Origin of the sequence: Friedmanniella luteola (genome assembly GCF_900105065.1) — a bacterium.
GTDB classification, from domain to species: Bacteria; Actinomycetota; Actinomycetes; order Propionibacteriales; family Propionibacteriaceae; genus Microlunatus; species Microlunatus luteolus.
Window position 1 is genome coordinate 4,685,149 of sequence record NZ_LT629749.1, and the last position, 17,723, is coordinate 4,702,871.

The window sequence follows — 17,723 nt, forward strand, 5'->3', positions numbered from 1 at the left end:
GGCGGACCGCCGTTTTCACGCCGTGCGCGTTGCGGCTGCGTTACACCTTCCGCCGGCTCAGCGCACCGCCCGGCCGAAGGCGTCGGCGTCGGCCGGCGTGCCGCGCACCCCCGGCGTGCCCTGGTGCAGGGTGCGGCTGCCGAACGGGTTGGGCCCGAACTCGAAGGTCGACAGCTGCTGCACCAACCCGTCGCGGTCGGCGCCGACGCTCTCCCCGGGCACCCCGACGACCAGGCTGTCCAGGTCGGGGGTCTGCACCGGGGCGGCGGCCACCGACCAGCCGAAGGCGTCGCCCGGCTCGGGGACCCCGCGCAGGCCGTCGACGTCCTGGTGGAACCGGGTCCCCCCGCTCTCGGCCGTGGTGAGGCCGGCGGGGCTGCCGTCGAGCACCGTCACCGAGCCGGCCCGGCCGACCGAGCCGACCGCGTCCCGGGGGGCGCCGACGGCCAGGTCGAGGAGGGGACCACCGTCGAGGTGGCCCATCGCCAGCGCGGAGCCGAACGCGTCGTCCGGGCCGGCCACGCCCTGCACCCCCGGTGAGTCCTGGGTCCAGCCCTGGCTGCCGGTGGTGGTGATCCCGGTGGCCGAGCCGCGGAGGAACGTGACCGACCCGGCCCCGGACCGGCGGTCCGGGCCGACGCCGTTCTCCCCCGGTGCGCCGACGGCCAGGTCGTCGTGGCCGTCCCCGGTCACGTCGCCCGCCGCCAGGGCGCCGCCGAAGCGGTCGCCCTCCTCGGCCGCGCCGGGCACCCGGGGGCTCGCCTGGCCGAGGGCCAGCGCCGGTCCCGCACCCACCCCGACGCCGGACCGCCCGGGCAGCACGGCGACGACGCCGGCGCCCGCGTTCTCACCGTCGACGCCGACCGCCAGGTCGTCGACGTCGTCGCCGTCGAAGTCGCCGACGGCCAGCGCCGTGCCGAAGCCGTCGCCGTCCTCCGGCGTGCCGGGCACCCCAGCGGTGGCCTGGCTGACCGCCGACGTCCGGCCGGCGCCCCCGAGCCCGGCGGCCCCGCCGCGCAGCACCACCACCGACCCGCCGGAGGAACCGCCGACCCGGTCGAAGGGTGCCCCGACGGCGAGGTCGGCCACCCCGTCGCCGTCCAGGTCCCCGGCGGCCAGCGTCTCGCCGAAGCGGCCCTTCGGTCCGCCGGCCCCGGCGCCGAGCAGGTCGTCGTGCGTCCAGCTGGCGGCCCGCGCAGTGCTCAGGCCCGTGGGGGAGCCGTAGAGGACGGTCACCGCGCCGCGGGAGGTGTTCTCCCCGGGCGCCCCGACGGCGAGGTCGGCGCACTGGTCGCCGTCGAAGTCGGCCAGCACGGCGCTGCTGCCGAAGTGGTCCCCGGCCTCGCCCGTGCCGGGCACCCCCGGGGTGTCCTGGCTGACGTACTCGTCGTCCCGCGCCGTCCCGGCCGGGGTGGCCCGGAGGCCGGCTGTGGAGCCGTAGAAGACGTGCACGGCGCCCGCGCCCCGGGCGTAGCCCGGTTCCCCGACGACGACCTCGGCGTGGCCGTCGCCGTTCACGTCGCCCCGGACGGCGCCGGCGCAGTCCGTGGCCGCCGACGCCGGTCCCGCGGCCAGGCCGGTCGTCAGCAGGACGAGCGCGCAGCCCGTCGTCAGGGACCGGGCGAGCGCACCGGTCAGCCGCCGGTCGTGCGCCGGGCGTCGAACGTCATCGTCCATCTCCGGATCGTCGCGCCCCGGCCCCGACGGCACCAGTGGTCAGAACGGGTGCCTGCGGGGCCGGTGGTCCGGCGGGTGCCGGGCTGGGGGGCCGGGAGGCGAACAGCACGCCCGCGACGACCACCAGACCGGCCACCAGCTCGGTCGGGTCGACGCGCTCGTCGAGCAGCAGCCACGAGCTGAGGACGCCGACCACGGGCACGAGCATCGAGAACGGGGCCACCACGCCGGCCGGGTGCCGGGACAGCAGCGCGTTCCAGATCCCGTAGCCCAGCAGGGTGGCCACCACGACGATGTAGAGCAGCCCGAGCACCGAGGGCAGCGCGTCGAGGGTGGGGGCGGTGCGCAGGGCGGTCAGCACGCGGTCCGGGCCCTCCACGAGCAGCGAGAGCACCAGCATCGGCAGCGGCGGCACGACCGACATCCACAGGGTCAGGTGGAGGGGCTTCGGGGCCCGGGCCTGCCGGCTGCACACGTTGCCGAACGCCCAGCCGAGGGCGCCGCAGAGGGTCAGCACCACCGGCAGGAGGGCGGCGACCTGGGCGCGGTGGACGGCGATGACGGCCAGCCCGAGGACGGCGACGGCGATGCCGACCGCCTGGCGGCGGGTGATCCGCTCGCGCAGCCAGACGCCGGCGATCAGGACGGTGAACGGCGCCGAGGCCTGCAGCACCAGCGACGCGAGACCGCTCGGCATGCCGGCGGCCATGCCGAGGTAGAGGAACGCGAACTGCAGCAGCCCGATCCCGAGCCCGACCCCGAGCAGCCAGCGCAGCGGCACCTGCGGGCGGGGGACCAGGAGCAGTGCCGGCACGGCGACCAGGGTGAAGCGGAGCGCCACCATGAGCAGCGGCGGGAAGTGCTCGAGGGCGATGGCGGTGGCCGGGAAGTTCAGCCCCCAGACGACGGCGACGAGCAGGGCGCGGAGCTGGTCGCGGGGAGGCACGACGACCATCCTCGCGGCCCTGACGGTGAAGGACAAACGACTTCTGCTCACGTCACGGTGTAGCGTCGCTCATGTGTCGAGACCGACGGTGGAGCATCTGGAGCTGCTCCGCGAGCTGCACGACCGCGGCAGCCTGGCCGCTGTCGCGGCGGCCCTGCACAAGACGCCGTCGGCGCTGTCGCAGCAGCTGAAGGCCGCGCAGCGCGAGCTGGGCGTGCCGCTGGTGGCGCGGTCGGGGCGGGGGCTGCAGCTCACGGACGCCGGGACCGCGCTGGCCCGCAGTGCGGTGGGGGTGGCCACCGCGCTGGCCGAGGCGGAGGCCTCCTGGCAGCGCTTCCAGGGCTCGGCGACCGGGACGGTCCGGCTCGCCTGCTTCCACTCCGCTGGGGAGCTGCTGGTGCCGGGCCTGCTGGACCGGCTGCGACCGCATCCCGGCCTGGTGCTCGAGACCTCCGACGAGGACGTCGCGCAGGACGACTTCGGCGCGCTCGCCGCCGACTACGACGTCGTCGTCGCCCACCGCTCCGACGACGTGGCGGCGCCCGCGCGGGAGGACCTCGTGGTGGTGCCGCTGCTCCGCGAGCCGATGGACGTCGCCCTGCCGGCGGACCACCCGCTGGCCACCCGGGCGCACGTGACGCCGGCCGACGTCATCGGGGAGGACTGGATCGCCCCGCCGGCGGAGTTCCCGATCGACCGGGTGCTCAGCGCCATCGCGGCCCGCGCCGGCGCGCCGGTCCGGGTGGTGCGGCGGACGACGCACCTGCCGCTGACGGAGCTGCTGGTCGCCCGCGGCCACGGCGTCGCGCTGCTGCCCCGGTACACCACCCGCGAGCACGCCCCGGCGGGGCTGGTGCTGGTCCCGCTCCGCGACCTCCGGGCGGGCCGGCTGGTCGAGGCCCTGCTCCGACCCGACCGGCACGCCCGGTGGGTGGTCCGGCTGGTCGTCGACGAGCTGGTCGCCGAGGCGGGGGCGGTCGTCGCTCCCTGAGCCGTCCGTGATCTGAGCCATCCGTGCCCTGAGCCTGTCGAAGGGCCTCCGCCAGGCTCAGGCCGCGGTGGTCGACGAGCTCAGGCCGCGGTGGTCGGCAGGCTCGGGGTCCGTGGTCAGGCGCGGGAGGTCAGCGGGGTGACGGTGATCTTGCCCGGGTTGAGGTTGCGGCCCGGGTCGACGCCGGCGAAGAGGCCCTCCATCATCTGCACGCCGGCGGCGGAGATGTCCTGCTCCAGCCAGGGCGCGTGCTCGGTGCCGACGCCGTGGTGGTGCGAGAGCGTGCCGTGCGTGTCGATGAAGGCCTGCTGGATGGCCGACTTCACGACGTCGTAGCGGGCCAGCGGCTCCTGGTCGTCGTGCCGGAAGGCGAAGGTGAAGTACAGGCAGGCGCCGGAGTGGTAGCTGTGCGACAGGTGGCACATGACCCAGCCCTGCACGCCGATCTGCGCGAACGCCTTGCGGGCCGCCGCGGTGACGTTGTCGTACATCGGCACCAGCTGCGACCACGGCGCGGCCGTCTCGGACACGTCCGCGGCGGCGCCCCGGTCCAGCAGGAAGTCCCGGATGTAGGGGGTGTCGAACTTCTTCTGGTCGTACAGCTCGCCCGGACCCTTGCCGAGGCCGATGCCGCCGTGCTTGCCGATGATCTTCTTGACGATCGCCTTCTGCCGCGCCACGTGCTCCGGGCCGCCCTCGTAGCCCACGAAGGAGAGGCAGACGGCGTCGAGGTCCCAGCCGCGGCGCTCGAGGACCTTGAACAGGCCCTTGCTGACCAGGCCGGACACGGAGACGCCCTTGCTCTTCTTGCGGGTGGAGAAGGAGAACCGGGTCTCCCCGGCGTCGGACACGCGGGTCACCGACGGCGACGCGTCGCTGGTCGAGATCTCCTGCATGGCGGCGACCCCGGCCTCGAAGGAGGGGAACAGGTAGCCGAGGATCACCCGCTCCTCGGGGATCCGGTGCACCTGGACGGTCACCTCGGTGATGACGCCGAGCCGGCCCTCGGAGCCGAGCACCATCTCGCGGACGCTGGGCCCGCTGGAGGTGCTGGGCAGGCCGCGGAGCACGAGCACCCGGCCGGGCATGACCATCCGCAGGCCGCGGGTGATGTCGGCGATGTCGCCGTACTTGTCCGACTGCATGCCGGACGAGCGGGTCGCCACCCAGCCGCCGAGGGTCGAGTGGGTGAAGCTGTCCGGGAAGTGGCCGAGCGTCCAGCCGCGGGCGTTGAGCTGCTCCTCCAGGTCGGGACCGAGCGCGCCGGCCTGGATCCGGGCCAGCCCCGCCTCCTCGTCGACGTCGAGCACGCGGGTCAGCCGACCGAGGTCCAGGCTGATGACGGGCCGGGTCTCGGCCTCGGGGGCCTGCAGGCTGCCGGCGATGTTGCTGCCGCCGCCGAAGGGGATCAGCACCGCGTCGGCGGCGATCGCCGCGTCGACGACCTGCTGGACCTCGGCCTCGTCGGCGGGGTAGACGACCACGTCGGGCACCCGGGGCAGGTCGTTGCCCCGCAGCCGCATCAGGTCGCGGATGCTCTTGCCGTAGGTGTGGACGACCCGGTCCTCGTCCTCGCTGACGGCGTTCTCGTCGCCGACGACGGCGCGGAGCCGGCCGAGCAGCTCGTCCCCGATCAGCGGGGTCGGGATGTCGAGGTCGGAGAGCTGGGTCTGCCGGCCGGGCGGGGTGTCCAGGTCGAGGTCGATGATCTCCAGCACGAAGGGCCGCAGGCCCGGCTTGTCCTCGTGGTGGAAGCTGACGCCCTCGACGCCCCAGCCGTACCACTTCATGTGCTGAACGGCAGGCATGGCCGCACTCCCTCTCGTCGTCCCGGGGTGGTCCCGGTCTGCCCACCGGCTGCGCCGACGTCGGTCGGCGCGGGTCGGTCAGGCGTGGTCGTCCCGATAGCTCGTGGTGTAGTCGTACAGGCTCCGCACTGCCTTGGCGATCCGCTCGGAGAACTGGGCGACCTTCTCGCCCTCCTCCGGACGCATCGGCTCACCGAAGGTGACGTAGACCGGCGGACGGCCGCGGTCGGGCCAGTTGCGGCCGTGCGGCATGGCCTCGGAGGCCCCCACGAGGGCCACCGGCAGACAGGGTACGTCGCGGCTGATGCACAGGGCGGCGGCGCCGGGCTTGAACGAGCCCATCTCACCGGTGCGGGACCGGGTCCCCTCGGGGAAGAGCAGCAGGGGCACGCCGTCGTCGAGCAGGCTGGTCGCCAGCCCCTTGCGGCCGCGGAGGCCGGTCCGGTCGACGGGGAAGGCGTTGAAGAACAGCGAGGTCAGCCCCTTGCGCCACCACACGTCGAAGAAGTAGTCGGCGGCGGCCCCCGCGGCCACGTAGCGCGAGAGCTTCCGGGGCAGCGCGGTGATGATGAGCGGGGCGTCGAGGTGCGAGCTGTGGTTGGACACGACGACGTACGGCCCGGAGACGCCCGCGAGGTTCTCCTCGCCCAGGACGGTGACCGTGGTCATCCGCCAGATCGCCGGCTTGAGGATCAGCCGCTGCGCGACGAACCGCGCCCCGGCGTGCACGGGGGAGGTGTAACGGCTGCGGCTGGACACGCCGCCACAGTATCGGAACCGTCAGACGCTCTTCACCCCGTCGGCACCGCGGCGACGCGCGTCGTTCGCCGGGACGGCGCGGCCGGGCTCAGTGCCGGCTGGAGGAGAGGGCACGGGAGGCCCGTCGGACCAGCGGCCGCGGCGCGAGCCGGGCGGCCAGCATCAGCGCCTGGTAGCGCCGCGACGGGATCGAGATCACCTTGCCGGCGGCCACGTCCCGGAGGCACTCCGCGACCAGGGCGTCGGCGTCCAGCCACATCCAGGAGGGGATCGAGCCGGTGCCGATGTCGGCCCGCTCGTGGAACTCGGTGCGCACCCAGCCGGGGCAGAGGACCGTGGCGGTGACGCCGGTGCCGACGAGCTCGTTCGCCAGCCCCTCGGTGTAGACGCCCACGAAGGACTTGAGGGCGGAGTAGCCGCCCATCGTCACGTAGCCCGCGGTGCTGCCGACGTTGACGACGGCGCCGTGGCCGCGGGTGGTCATGGCCCGCGCGGCGGCACCGGACAGCACCATGACGGCGCGCACCATCACGTCGAAGCCGTGCTCGAACGCGGACAGGTCCTCCGCGGTCAGCCGCTGCCGGATCCCGAAGCCGGCGTTGTTGACCAGCAGGTCGACGGGGCGCGCGGCGTCGCCGAGCCGGGCGGCGACCCGGTCGACGTCGGCCCGGACCGCCAGGTCGGCGGGCAGCACCTCGACGTCGACGCCGTGCCGCGCGCGCAGGTCGGCGGCGGTCTGCTCCAGCCGGACGGCGTCGCGGGCGACCAGGACGAGGTCGTCGCCCCGGGCCGCCAGGGCGCGCGCGAACGCCGCGCCGATCCCCGACGTGCCGCCCGTCACCAGTGCTGTCGCCATGAGATCCACCCTAGGGGCTGAGCGCCGGCCGCCCCGAGCCCGTCCTCGCGCCGCGGCGCCGGAGCTGGTCGAGGGACCCTTCGACAGGCTCGGGACGCGGCGGGGAGCTCAGCCGGCGGGTCCGGTCTCGAGCAGGGCGACGGTCTGCCGGGCGATCTCCAGCTCCTCGTTGGTCGGGACCACGGTGACGGTCACCGGGGAGCCGTCGGGGGAGATGACCCGTGCCTCCCGGCCGGGAGACCCGTTGCGCTCCGCGTCGACGGACAGCCCGAGGCCGTCGAGGCCCTCGACCACGGCGGCCCGCAGGGCGGCGTTGTTCTCCCCGACGCCGGCGGTGAAGGTGAGCACGTCCAGCCGGCCCAGCTGGACCAGGTAGGCGCCCAGGTAGTGCTTGAGCCGGTGGACGTACACGTCGAAGGCCAGGGCGGCGTGCTCGTCGCCGCCGGCGCGCAGCTCCTGCAGCTGCCGGAAGTCGTTGACGCCGCTCAGGCCCTTGAGGCCGGACCGCTTGTTCAGCAGGTCGTCGACCTCCTCCACCGACAGCCCCGCCTCCCGGTGGAGGTAGGAGTGCAGGCCCGGGTCGACGTCGCCCGAGCGGGTGCCCATCACCAGGCCCTGCAGCGGGGTCAGCCCCATCGAGGTGTCGACCGCGCGCCCGCCGCGCACCGCGGAGGCCGAGCAGCCGTTGCCCAGGTGCAGGACGACCTGGTCCAGCTCCTCCAGCGGCCGGCCGACCAGGGCGGCGACGGCGCGGGAGACGTAGCGGTGGGAGGTGCCGTGCATGCCGTAGCGGCGGATCCGGTGCTGCTCGGCCAGCTCCCGGGGGAGGGCGTAGGTGGAGGCGGCGGCCGGCAGGGTGGTGAAGAAGGCGGTGTCGAACACGGCGACGTGCGGCACGGCGAGCCGGGCCCGGGCGGCCTCGATGCCCGCCACCGCGCCCGGGTTGTGCAACGGGGCCAGCGGGCTGAGGTCGCGGATCTGGTCCACCACCGCGTCGGTGAGCACCACCGGGTCGGAGAAGTCCGGCCCGCCGTGCACCACGCGGTGCCCCACGGCGCGCAGGCCGACGGCGTCCAGGTCGACGCCGTCCTCGACCAGCCGGCGCCGCAGCTGCTCGACCGCCGCCGCGTGGTCGGCGACGTCGCTGCCGTCCTCGCCGATCCGCTCGACGAGCCCCTTGGTCCGCACCTCCCCGCTGCCGGGCACCACGAGCTGGTACTTCAGCGAGGACGAGCCGGCGTTGAGGACCAGCACCGGGCCGTCGGTCATGCCCGGACCCCCTGCTCCCGGACCCCCTGCTCCCGGACCCCGTGCTGCTGGACCCCTTGCGCCTGGACGGCGGTGATCGCGACCGTGTTGACGATGTCCTCCACCAGGGCTCCTCGCGACAGGTCGTTGACGGGCTTGCGGAGGCCCTGCAGGACGGGTCCGATCGCCACCGCGTGGGCGCTGCGCTGCACCGCCTTGTAGGTGTTGTTGCCCGTGTTGAGGTCCGGGAAGATGAAGACGGTCGCCCGGCCGGCCACCGCCGAGTCCGGCAGCTTGGTGCGGGCGACCCCGGGGTCGATGGCCGCGTCGTACTGGATCGGCCCCTCCAGCGGCAGCTCGGGCGCGCGCTCCGCGACCAGCGCCGTCGCCGCGCGCACCTTCTCCACCTCCGCGCCCGCCCCCGAGCTGCCGGTGGAGTAGGACAGCATCGCCACCCGCGGGTCGATGCCGAACTGGCGGGCCGTGTCGGCCGAGGACACCGCGATGTCGGCCAGCTGCTCGGTCGTCGGCTCGGGGATGACGGCGCAGTCGCCGTAGACCAGCACCCGGTCGGCCAGGCACATCAGGAAGACGCTGGAGACGGTGTCGACCCCGGGCCGGGTCTTCACGAACTCCAGCGCCGGCCGGATGGTGTGCGCGGTGGTGTTGACCTCGCCGGAGACCATGCCGTCGGCGAGGCCGAGGTGCACCATCATCGTGCCGAAGTAGGAGATGTCGGTGACCCGCTCGCGGGCCTTCTCCAGGGTCATCCCCTTGTGCGCGCGGGCCTCGGCGTAGGCGGCCGCGAAGCGCTCCACCAGCTCCGGGTCGGTGGGGGAGACGACGGTGGCCGCGTCGAGGTCGAGCCCCAGCGCTGAGCCGCGGGCCCGCACCTTCGTCTCCTCCCCCAGCAGGGTCAGGTCGGCGACGCCGCGGCGGAGCAGGATCGCGGCCGCCTCGAGGATCCGGTCGTCGGTGGCCTCGGGGAGCACGATGTGCTGCCGGTCCGCGCGCGCCCGCTCGACCAGCTGGTACTCGAACATCAGCGGGGTGCGCACCTCGCTGGCCGGCACGTCGACCGCCGCCAGCAGCGCCGCCTGGTCCACCTGCTCGGCGAACAGCCGCCGTGCCGTCTCGACCTTGCTGGTGGAGACCTTGGTCATCGGCCCGCGCACCCGCATCAGCCTCTCGGCGGTGGTGAACGTGCCGAGGTCGGTGAGGGCGATCGGCAGGTCCTGCTGGACGCCGTCGGACAGCCGCCGGATGGTGTCGGGCAGCGGGTAGCCGCCGGTGAGCAGGATGCCGGCGAGCGTCGGGAAGGTGCCCGACTGGTGGGCGAGCATCAGCCCGGGGATCAGGTCGGTGCGGTCGCTCGGGGCGATCACGGTCACGTCGGGGCGCAGCCGGGCCAGCACGTTGGGCAGGCTCATGGCGGCCACGATCAGACCCAGCGACTCGCGGTCCATCCAGCTCTCGCTGCCCAGGGTCAGGGCGCCGTCCGCGGCCTCGACCAGGGCGCGGAAGGTCGGGGCGGACAGCACGGGGCTCTCGGGGATGGCGGCGACGACGAGGGGGGCGAGGGTGGCGAGCGCCGCCATCGTGGCCTCGATCTCGGGCGGCTCGACCCGGTTGGCGATGACGGCCACCGTCTGGGCGTGGTTGGCGCGCAGCTCGGCGATGGCGCCGTCGGCGGCCGCGCGGATCTGCTCCGGCGTCCGCTCGCGGCCGTGCACCACGAGCACGACGGGGGAGCCGAGGTTCGCCGCGATCTTGGCGTTCAGCGAGAGCTCGGTGCCGGTGGAGACGTCGGTGTAGTCCGAACCCAGCACCAGGATGACCTCGAAGCGGTCGGCCAGGTGCCCGAAGCGCTCGACGATGACGTGCAGCGCCTCGTCGGGGTCGGTGCGGGCGGCGTCGTAGGTCACCCCGAGGGCCTCCGCGTAGTCCTGCTCGACGCCCGGCTGGCTGACCAGCAGGTCGACGATGAGGTCGACGTCGTCGTCACCGGAGTGCAAGGCGGTGGTCACCGGCCGGAAGACCCCGACCGAGCCGACCTCCCGGACGAGGGCGTCCAGCAGGCCGAGGGCCACCGCCGACTTGCCCGTCAGGCCCTCGGGCGAGGCCACGTACACGCTCCGGCTCATGCGGGCAGGGTAGCGGCCGACGGCGACGGCGCGACGGCCGTCGCCCCGGCCGCGACGCTCGCCGGTGCACCCGTTCCCCCGCAGGGTTCGGCCCGCCCGCCTAGGGTGTGGGCGTGGCGATCGAACCCCCGCAGATCCCGGGGCTCACGGACTGGCGTCCGCTCGCCCGGGGTGGCTTCGCGGTGGTCTGGGAGGCGCGGCAGGCGACCCTGGACCGGCTGGTCGCGGTCAAGGTGGACCAGCGCCGGCTGGACGTCGAGTCGGAGCGGCTGCGGTTCCTCCGCGAGGCCGGGGCCGCCGGGCAGATGTCGGCGCACCCGGGGATCGTCACGGTGCACGACGCCGGCATCCTGGCCGACGACCGGCCCTACATCGTCATGGAGCTCTGCCCGGGTGGTTCCCTCACCCGCTACCTCGCGGCGGCGGACCGGCCGTCGGAGGAGCGGGTGCGCGAGATCGGCGTGCGGATCGCCGACGCCCTGGCCGCCACCCACGCCCGGGGCGTGCTGCACCGCGACGTGAAACCCGCCAACATCCTCGTCGACGCCTACGACCGGGTGGGCCTGGCCGACTTCGGGCTGGCCGCGCTGCCCGGCCCCGACACGTCCCGCGCCGAGGCGTTCGAGGGCGTGACGCCCGCCTACACCGCCCCCGAGGCGCTGCTGCGGCGGCCGCCCACGCCCGCCGGGGACGTCTACTCCCTCGCGGCGACGCTCTACGCCCTGCTCGCCGGCCGGCCGCCGCGCTGGCCCGCGGGCCCCACCCCGGGGCTCGCCGACGTCGTCGCGGCGCAGCGCGAACCGCTGGCGCCGCTGCCCGACGTCGACCCCGGTCTGATGGCGGTGCTCGGCGAGGCCCTCGACCTCGATCCCGCCGCCCGGCCCACGGCCGCCGGGCTGCGGGACCGGCTGGCCGCCCTGCCGCTCAGCGGGGACACCCCCGACGGGGACGAGCCGAGCGCCGTCGTCGCCCAGGCCGACACCGGCACCGAACCGGACAGCGGCCGCCGCCGCACGCGCGCCCTGGTGCTGCCGCTCGTCGGTCTGGTGCTGGTCGCGCTGCTGGTGGCCGGGCTGCTGCTGGTCGACCGCGGTCCCGGCACCGCCGCACCGGCCGCCACCCCGCCCCCGGTCGGCTCGAGCGCGGCGCCCGAGCCCACGACCGACGGCTCCTCCACCCCGCCGGGCGCGGACCCGTCCCCGTCGCCCACGACGGCCGGACCGACCCGGGGCGCGGCGCTGCCCGCCGGCTACGACGACTGCTCCGCGGAGCTCGGGGGGACCAGCTACTGCCCGACCGAGCCGGAGTGCTGGGCCGGCATCATCTCGGTGTTCGACCTGCCCTCCCTGGGCACCCCCCGGGACTGCGACGAGACGCACGTCTACCAGACCTTCGCGGCGGGCCCGCTGGACGTCGAGGTGCGCCGGCAGTCCCAGCTGGAGGAGCTGCGGGCGGTCCGGCAGATCTGCGACGCCGACGTGCTCGACCGGAGGCTCACCGACGCGGACCGCGAGACCGACTGGGAGGTGCTGGCCCTGCCGCCGCAGGAGGCCGACGGCAGCGACCGGGTCTACCGCTGCCTGTTCGGCCGCGGCGACCGGGACGCCCCGGTGGAGCTCACCGCGGGCTGAGGCCCCGGGTCAGCTCGGGGGGTGGCTCGGCACCCGCGGGCTCGTGCGGTGCGCCGGCCTCGGCCGAGCACGGCCGGTCCTCCGGTCAGACGTGCTCCCGGAGCCAGGCGATGTCGCCGGCCTGGCCCTCCCGGCCGCCCGGTGTCTCGACGACGACCGGGGCGCCGGCGACCCGGACCACCTCCGCGAGGGCCTCGGGGTCCACCTGGCCGGCCCCGAAGTTCGCGTGCCGGTCGGCGCCGGAGTCGAAGCCGTCGCGGGAGTCGTTGGCGTGCACGAGGTCGATCCGGCCGGTGATCGCGCGGACCCGGTCGACGAGGCCGACCAGCTCCTCGCCCCCGGCGTGGGCGTGGCAGGTGTCCAGGCAGAAGCCGACGGTGTCCCCGCCGGGGGCGTCGCCGACGGCCTCCCACAGCCGCGCCACCCGCTCCAGCCGGCGGGCCATCGCGTTGTCCCCGCCCGCGGTGTTCTCGATCAGCAGCGGCACCGGCATCTCCAGCCGCTCGACGCACTTGCGCCAGTTGTCGAAGCCGGTCTCGGGGTCGTCGTCCTTGAGCACGTGCCCGCCGTGCACCACCACGCCCGCCGCGCCCACCTCGGCGGCGGCGTGCAGGTACTGCTGGAGGAACTTGCGGCTGGGGATGCGGATCCGGTTGTTGCTGGTGGCCACGTTCAGCACGTACGGCGCGTGCACGTAGAGGGCGATGCCGGCCTCCTCGGCGTCCGCCCGCAGACCGGCGGCGCCGCCGGGGTGGGCGAACTCGGGGCCCTTCCAGCCCTGGGGGTCGCCGAGGAAGAACTGGGCGAGGGTCGCGTCGCGGGCCCGGGCCTCCGCCACCGGGTCCGCCTGCTCGCCGTGCCCACCGATCGCCAGCGTCGTCGTCATGCCCGTGACCCTAGCGACGACCGCTGACAGCGCACCGGCGCCGCCGCGCGCCGGGGCCGGACGTGCGACGGGGCACCGACCGGTTGGTCGGTGCCCCCTCGGGGAGCGCTCAGGTCACATGTTCGCGAGCCGGCCGAAGGTGCCGGTCGAGGCGTTGTAGACGATGCTGAGGACGAACAGCACGACGCCGACGACGATGCCGGCGAGGGCCACGTTGTTCTTCCACCCGGCCGCCGCGGACTGGCGGTAGGCGATGAAGCTGACGATGGCGCCGATCAGGCTGCAGAAGATCGCGAGGACCAGCCCGACGATGCCGAGGGTCTTGCCGGGCAGCGGACCGGCCTGGGGCGCCGGTCCGGACGGGTAGGCGCCGGGCGGGTACTGGGACATGGGGTTTCTCCTTGCGGTGGCCCGAGGTCGATGGCGCAGGCAGCGTAGCCTCCGCCCAGGCCAGAGTCGGGTCTTCGTGACGCAACCGTGTCGGTAGCATCCGGGCGTGGAGCGGCGCGCAGGTCCGGGCGCTCCGGGCGACGCCGTCCGGGTGACGCTGCTGGGTCCCCAGCGCGCTGCGGCCGGCGCCCGCACGGCGGTGGCCGAGATCATCCCCGACGGCCCGGTCGCCGCGGTCAACGCGGGCTGGCGCGAGCGGGAGTCCGACACCGGCGAGCTCGACGACGTGCTGGGGGGCCGGCTGGTCAACCTGGAGCTGCACCGTCGCTGGCAGCAGCTGCTCGACACCGACCCCGCCCTGGCCGAGGCGGAGCAGCGGCTGGCCGACCGGCTGGACGCGCTCCGCACCGCCTACCGGGTGCGGCTCCGCCCGGCCCTGGACGCGGTCCGGGCGGTCCGCCGGCAGGTGCGGGACGCCTCCGTCGCGGAGGAGGCGGACGCCGACGCCCTGGCGGCCCTCCGGGCCCTGGACGGGTGGCACCTGGCCCGGGGCCGGCAGCTGCGCGTCGAGCACCAGGAGGACGTGGGGCTGGCCCGGCACCCGGCGGTGGCGCAGCACCGCTCGGAGGTGGCCGGGCTGCTCGCCGACAGCGCCGGCCTGGTGGTGACGGGCGGGCACGTCGGCGTCCTGCTGCACGTGCTGGAGCTGTTCGCGGTGGCCGACGTGGTCACCGGACCGGTCATCACCTGGTCCGCGGGAGCCATGGCGCTCGCCGAGCGCGTCGTCCTCTTCCACGACCACCCGCCCCGCGGGGAGCGCCCGCCCGAGGTGCACGCCGACGGGCTCGGCCTCTACGCCGGCGTGGTGCCCTTCCCGCACGCCCGCCGCCGGCTGCGCCTCGACGAGCCCGAGCGGATGGCCCTGCTCGCCCGTCGGCTGGCCCCGTCCCGGGCCGTCCTGCTCCCCGACGGCGCCCGGTTCGACCTCGGCCACGGCGTGCTGCCGCGCTCGGCGCCCCGGCTGGACGCGACCGGGCTGGTCGGCACGGGGGTGGCCGGGTGAGCACCCCCGGCACCGCGGGCTCCGGAGCCGGGCCCGGGGGGCGGCGCAGCCGGCTGCCGGTCAACCGGCTGCGGGACCGCATCCGCCGCGCGGCGGCCGAGGGCGAGCCGCCCGAGGCCGTCGTGCAGGGCTTCTTCGACCGGCAGGACTTCCCCGTGGTGGAGGGGTTGCGGTGCACCTTCGCCGTCCGGGTCGCCGACGCCGACGCCGTCACGCTGCGGCACCGGGTGGTCGGGCTGGCCGACCCGCTGGCCCTGCGCCGGCTCGCCGGCACCGACGTCTGGTACGTCGTCGTGGAGATCCCGCCCGACTCCCGGGTGGAGTACCAGTTCGAGGTCCGCCGGGGCGAGAGCCACGAGCGCTTCAACGACCCGGGCAACCCGCACCAGGCGCGCGGACCCTTCGGCAGCTCCTCGGTCCTGCACAGCGCGGGCTACACGACCCCCGCCTGGGCCGTGCCCGACCCCGACGCCCGACCCGGCGAGCTCGTGGAGACCTGGGTGCGCAGCACGGCGCAGCGACGCGACAACCGCGTCACCCTCTACCTGCCGGCGCGCTTCCGGCGGTCCGCGCGCTACCCGCTGCTGGTCGTGCACGACGGCGGCGACTACCTCGAGTACGCCGCCATGAAGACGGTGCTGGACAACCTCATCCACCGGCTCGACGTCGCCGAGACGGTGGTGGCCTTCACCCACCCCGGGGACCGGCTGGTGGAGTACCCGAACTCCAGCGCCCACGCCCGCTGGGTGGCCACCGAGCTGCTCGGCCACCTGGAGCAGGAGCTGCCGCTGGCCCCGGGGCCGGCCGCGCGCGCCCTGATGGGCTCCAGCTTCGGCGCGGTGGCCGCGCTGTCCACCGCGGTCCGCCACCCCGGCACCTTCGGCTCGCTGCTGCTGCAGTCCGGGTCCTTCGTGTTCACCGACATCGGCGCCGACCACGGTGAGGACAAGGCCTTCGACCCCGTCGTCCGCTTCGTCAACCGCTACCGGGCCCGACCCACCCGGGTCGCCGACCGGTTGTTCGTCTCCTGCGGTGTCTACGAGGACCTCATCGTCGCGAACCGGTCGATGGTCCCCGTCTTCGGTGCCACCGGGATGGACGTGGAGTACGTGGAGTCCCGCGACGGCCACAACTGGGAGTCCTGGCGGGACCGGCTGCAGGACGGCCTCAGCTGGGTGCTGCCCGGTGAGGCGATGTTCGTCTACGAGTGAGCCCGGCGGCGGATTGGCCCGGGGCGCCGCGGGCCGGGTAGAGTGGCGCGCTGTGCTGCGGCTCCGGCCGCAGCCCAGGTCGGACCCACCCGTGTGGGACCGGCCGGCATTCGCCCTCCTGTTGCGGGACCCGCCTGCAGCCGCTGAGACCAGAGGAGGTGGAGTTCGCGCATGCGCCCTTACGAGGTCATGGTCATCCTCGACCCTGAGACCGATGAGCGTTCCGTCCAACCCACGCTCGAGCAGTTCCTGACCGTCATCACCAAGGGTGGCGGCACCGTGGAGAACCTGGACATCTGGGGTCGTCGCCGGCTGGCGTACGAGATCCAGAAGAAGTCCGAGGGCATCTACGCCGTCATCACGATGCAGGCCAACCCGGTCGACGTGAAGGAGCTGGACCGCCAGTTCTCGATCAACGAGTCGATCATGCGCACCAAGGTCATCCGCACCGACGCCCACTGAGCAGGCGCGGGCCGTCCACAGGCTCGTCCTCGTCCGCGGCTGCGTCCACAGCCCGCCCTCGGCTCTCGGGCCTGTCAGCCCGGGCTGGCAAGGTGGTCGCCGTGGCTGACCGGGACCGCTGAGGACCTCCGCCCACCGCTCGCTCGTACGTCGCATCTCAACCCAGGAGACCCCATGGCAGGCGAAACACCCATCACCCTGGTCGGCAACCTCACCGCCGACCCGGAGCTGCGCTTCACCCCCTCGGGTGCCGCGGTCGCGAACTTCACCGTCGCGTCCACACCGCGCACCTTCGACCGCCAGTCGAACGAGTGGCGTGACGGCGATGCGATGTTCCTCAACTGCGCCGTCTGGCGCCAAGCTGCGGAGAACGTCGCCGAGTCGCTCCAGAAGGGCATGCGGGTCATCGTCCAGGGCCGCCTGAAGTCACGGAGCTACGAGACCCGCGAGGGTGAGAAGCGCACCGTGTTCGAGGTCGACGTCGACGAGATCGGCCCGGCGCTGCGCTACGCGACCGCGAAGGTCACCCGCACCACGAGCAGTGGTGGCGGCGGCGGCCAGGGCGGCGGTGGCGGCTACGGCGGCGGAGCCGGTGGCGGCGGTGGCAGCCGACCCTCCGGGGGCGGCGGCTACGGCGGCAGCGGCGGCGGCGGCAACGCCGGCGGCGGCGGGGGCGAGGACCCCTGGGCCACCGGCGGCAGCGGCGGCGGCGGCGGCGGAAACCGCACCCAAGGCTCCGACCCCTGGGCGACGCCCCAGAGCGACGAGCCCCCGTTCTGATCGGCCCGGCTCCCCGCTGAGCCGATCCAGGACCCCACACCCCATCCGGCACATTCCGGCCATCGAGCACAGACTCGCGCCGGGCTCGAGAGGAGCACCACAATGGCCAGCACCGCACCCGCCAAGCGGGCACCGAAGAAGAAGTCGAACCCGCTGCGCAAGGGCCAGCACATCGACTACAAGGACACCGCCACGCTGCGGAAGTTCATCTCCGAGCGCGGCAAGATCCGCGCCCGCCGGGTGACCGGGCTCTCCGTGCAGGAGCAGCGCAAGGTCGCCATCGCCATCAAGAACGCCCGCGAGGTTGCGCTGCTGCCGTACGCCTCGACGGCTCGCTGAGGAGGGAAGCCCAGATGAAGCTCATCCTGACGGCTGCCGTGGACAACCTCGGTGGCGCCGGCGACGTGGTCGAGGTCAAGGACGGCTACGGCCGGAACTACCTCCTGCCGCGTGGCTTCGCCATCCGCTGGACCCGTGGCGGCGAGAAGCAGATCGACGGCATCAAGCGGAGCCGTTCGGCCCGCGAGATCCGCGGCATCGACCACGCCCAGGAGGTGCGGACGCAGCTCGAGGGCCTGAGCGTCGAGCTCCCGGTGCGGGCCGGTGACACCGGCAAGCTGTTCGGCGCCGTGACGGCGGCCGACATCGCCGGGGCCATCAAGAAGGTCGGCAACGTCTCGGTCGACAAGCGCTCGGTCGAGATCCGGAAGCCGATCAAGTCGATCGGCAACCACACCGTCGGCGTGAAGCTGCACGACGCGGTCACCGCGCACGTCCAGCTCGCCGTCGTCGCCGCTTCCTGAGCGACGCACCTGCTCGACCACGACGCCCCGGGGCCCTGCGCCCCGGGGTGTCGTGCTGTCCGCGGGCG

Annotated in this window: 17 protein-coding genes; 8 read left to right on the forward strand and 9 right to left on the reverse strand. The window is 74.6% G+C overall.

The window, feature by feature from the left end; genetic code table 11:
• Positions 1-57 precede the first annotated feature (57 nt).
• The gene (locus BLT72_RS21840; RefSeq protein WP_091416270.1) at positions 58-1,677 is read right to left on the reverse strand and encodes an FG-GAP-like repeat-containing protein; all 1,620 of its coding nucleotides are present in this window, start codon (positions 1,675-1,677) and stop codon (positions 58-60) included.
• Positions 1,667-2,623, reverse strand: coding sequence for an EamA family transporter (locus BLT72_RS21845; protein ID WP_091416273.1), 957 nt, complete (start codon positions 2,621-2,623; stop codon positions 1,667-1,669). The genes BLT72_RS21840 and BLT72_RS21845 overlap by 11 nt, the downstream gene beginning before the upstream one ends.
• 73 nt (positions 2,624-2,696) lie before the next feature.
• Between BLT72_RS21845 and BLT72_RS21850 the strand changes: the two genes are divergently transcribed.
• Positions 2,697-3,614 carry a LysR family transcriptional regulator gene (locus tag BLT72_RS21850; protein WP_231930222.1) on the forward strand — a complete coding sequence of 306 codons (918 nt, stop codon included), beginning with the start codon at positions 2,697-2,699 and terminating at the stop codon, positions 3,612-3,614.
• A gap of 116 nt (positions 3,615-3,730) precedes the next feature.
• Here the strand turns inward: BLT72_RS21850 and BLT72_RS21855 are convergent, their stop codons facing one another.
• The 5 genes from BLT72_RS21855 to pta all read right to left on the reverse strand — a co-directional run bounded on the left by BLT72_RS21855 (position 3,731) and on the right by pta (position 10,429).
• Positions 3,731-5,422, reverse strand: a complete 1,692-nt coding sequence (locus BLT72_RS21855; RefSeq protein WP_091416276.1) for an FAD-binding oxidoreductase — start codon at positions 5,420-5,422, stop codon at positions 3,731-3,733.
• Positions 5,423-5,500: 78 nt separating this feature from the next.
• Positions 5,501-6,181 (reverse strand): lysophospholipid acyltransferase family protein, encoded by a 681-nt coding sequence (locus BLT72_RS21860; protein WP_091416279.1) that lies wholly within the window; start codon positions 6,179-6,181, stop codon positions 5,501-5,503.
• A gap of 88 nt (positions 6,182-6,269) precedes the next feature.
• Positions 6,270-7,037, reverse strand: a complete 768-nt coding sequence (locus BLT72_RS21865; protein WP_091416280.1) for an SDR family NAD(P)-dependent oxidoreductase — start codon at positions 7,035-7,037, stop codon at positions 6,270-6,272.
• A gap of 108 nt (positions 7,038-7,145) precedes the next feature.
• Positions 7,146-8,306 carry an acetate kinase gene (locus tag BLT72_RS21870; protein WP_091416283.1) on the reverse strand — a complete coding sequence of 387 codons (1,161 nt, stop codon included), beginning with the start codon at positions 8,304-8,306 and terminating at the stop codon, positions 7,146-7,148.
• Entirely contained in the window at positions 8,303-10,429 is a 2,127-nt protein-coding gene (gene pta, locus BLT72_RS21875; RefSeq protein ID WP_091416286.1) for a phosphate acetyltransferase, read from the reverse strand. Before pta ends, BLT72_RS21870 begins: the two co-directional genes overlap by 4 nt.
• Before the next feature lie 113 nt (positions 10,430-10,542).
• Here pta and BLT72_RS21880 point away from each other — a divergent pair, with 113 nt between their 5' ends.
• Positions 10,543-12,060: a serine/threonine-protein kinase gene (locus BLT72_RS21880; RefSeq protein ID WP_172826154.1), complete on the forward strand. Its 1,518-nt coding sequence runs from the start codon at positions 10,543-10,545 to the stop codon at positions 12,058-12,060.
• Between the two features lie 85 nt (positions 12,061-12,145).
• On the opposite strand, the gene BLT72_RS21885 is transcribed toward BLT72_RS21880, so the two are convergent.
• Positions 12,146-12,946 carry a deoxyribonuclease IV gene (locus BLT72_RS21885; RefSeq protein WP_091416292.1) on the reverse strand — a complete coding sequence of 267 codons (801 nt, stop codon included), beginning with the start codon at positions 12,944-12,946 and terminating at the stop codon, positions 12,146-12,148.
• A 114-nt stretch (positions 12,947-13,060) separates the two neighbouring features.
• Entirely contained in the window at positions 13,061-13,336 is a 276-nt protein-coding gene (locus BLT72_RS21890; RefSeq protein WP_091416295.1) for a DUF4190 domain-containing protein, read from the reverse strand.
• Positions 13,337-13,442: 106 nt separating this feature from the next.
• Between BLT72_RS21890 and BLT72_RS21895 the strand changes: the two genes are divergently transcribed.
• The 6 genes from BLT72_RS21895 (at position 13,443) to rplI (ending at position 17,655) form a co-directional block, all read left to right on the forward strand.
• Positions 13,443-14,399, forward strand: a complete 957-nt coding sequence (locus BLT72_RS21895; RefSeq protein ID WP_091416298.1) for a hypothetical protein — start codon at positions 13,443-13,445, stop codon at positions 14,397-14,399.
• The gene (locus BLT72_RS21900) at positions 14,396-15,610 is read left to right on the forward strand and encodes an alpha/beta hydrolase-fold protein (protein WP_231930223.1); all 1,215 of its coding nucleotides are present in this window, start codon (positions 14,396-14,398) and stop codon (positions 15,608-15,610) included. The genes BLT72_RS21895 and BLT72_RS21900 overlap by 4 nt, the downstream gene beginning before the upstream one ends.
• 171 nt (positions 15,611-15,781) lie before the next feature.
• Positions 15,782-16,072, forward strand: coding sequence for a 30S ribosomal protein S6 (gene rpsF, locus BLT72_RS21905; RefSeq protein WP_091416301.1), 291 nt, complete (start codon positions 15,782-15,784; stop codon positions 16,070-16,072).
• Between the two features lie 174 nt (positions 16,073-16,246).
• On the forward strand, positions 16,247-16,852 hold the full coding sequence (locus BLT72_RS21910; RefSeq protein WP_091416304.1) for a single-stranded DNA-binding protein: 606 nt from the start codon (positions 16,247-16,249) through the stop codon (positions 16,850-16,852).
• A 102-nt stretch (positions 16,853-16,954) separates the two neighbouring features.
• A complete protein-coding gene (gene rpsR, locus BLT72_RS21915; protein ID WP_091416307.1) occupies positions 16,955-17,191 on the forward strand; it encodes a 30S ribosomal protein S18 in 237 nt (78 codons plus the stop codon).
• A gap of 14 nt (positions 17,192-17,205) precedes the next feature.
• Positions 17,206-17,655 carry a 50S ribosomal protein L9 gene (gene rplI / locus BLT72_RS21920; RefSeq protein ID WP_091416310.1) on the forward strand — a complete coding sequence of 150 codons (450 nt, stop codon included), beginning with the start codon at positions 17,206-17,208 and terminating at the stop codon, positions 17,653-17,655.
• The last annotated feature ends 68 nt before the right edge of the window (positions 17,656-17,723 follow it).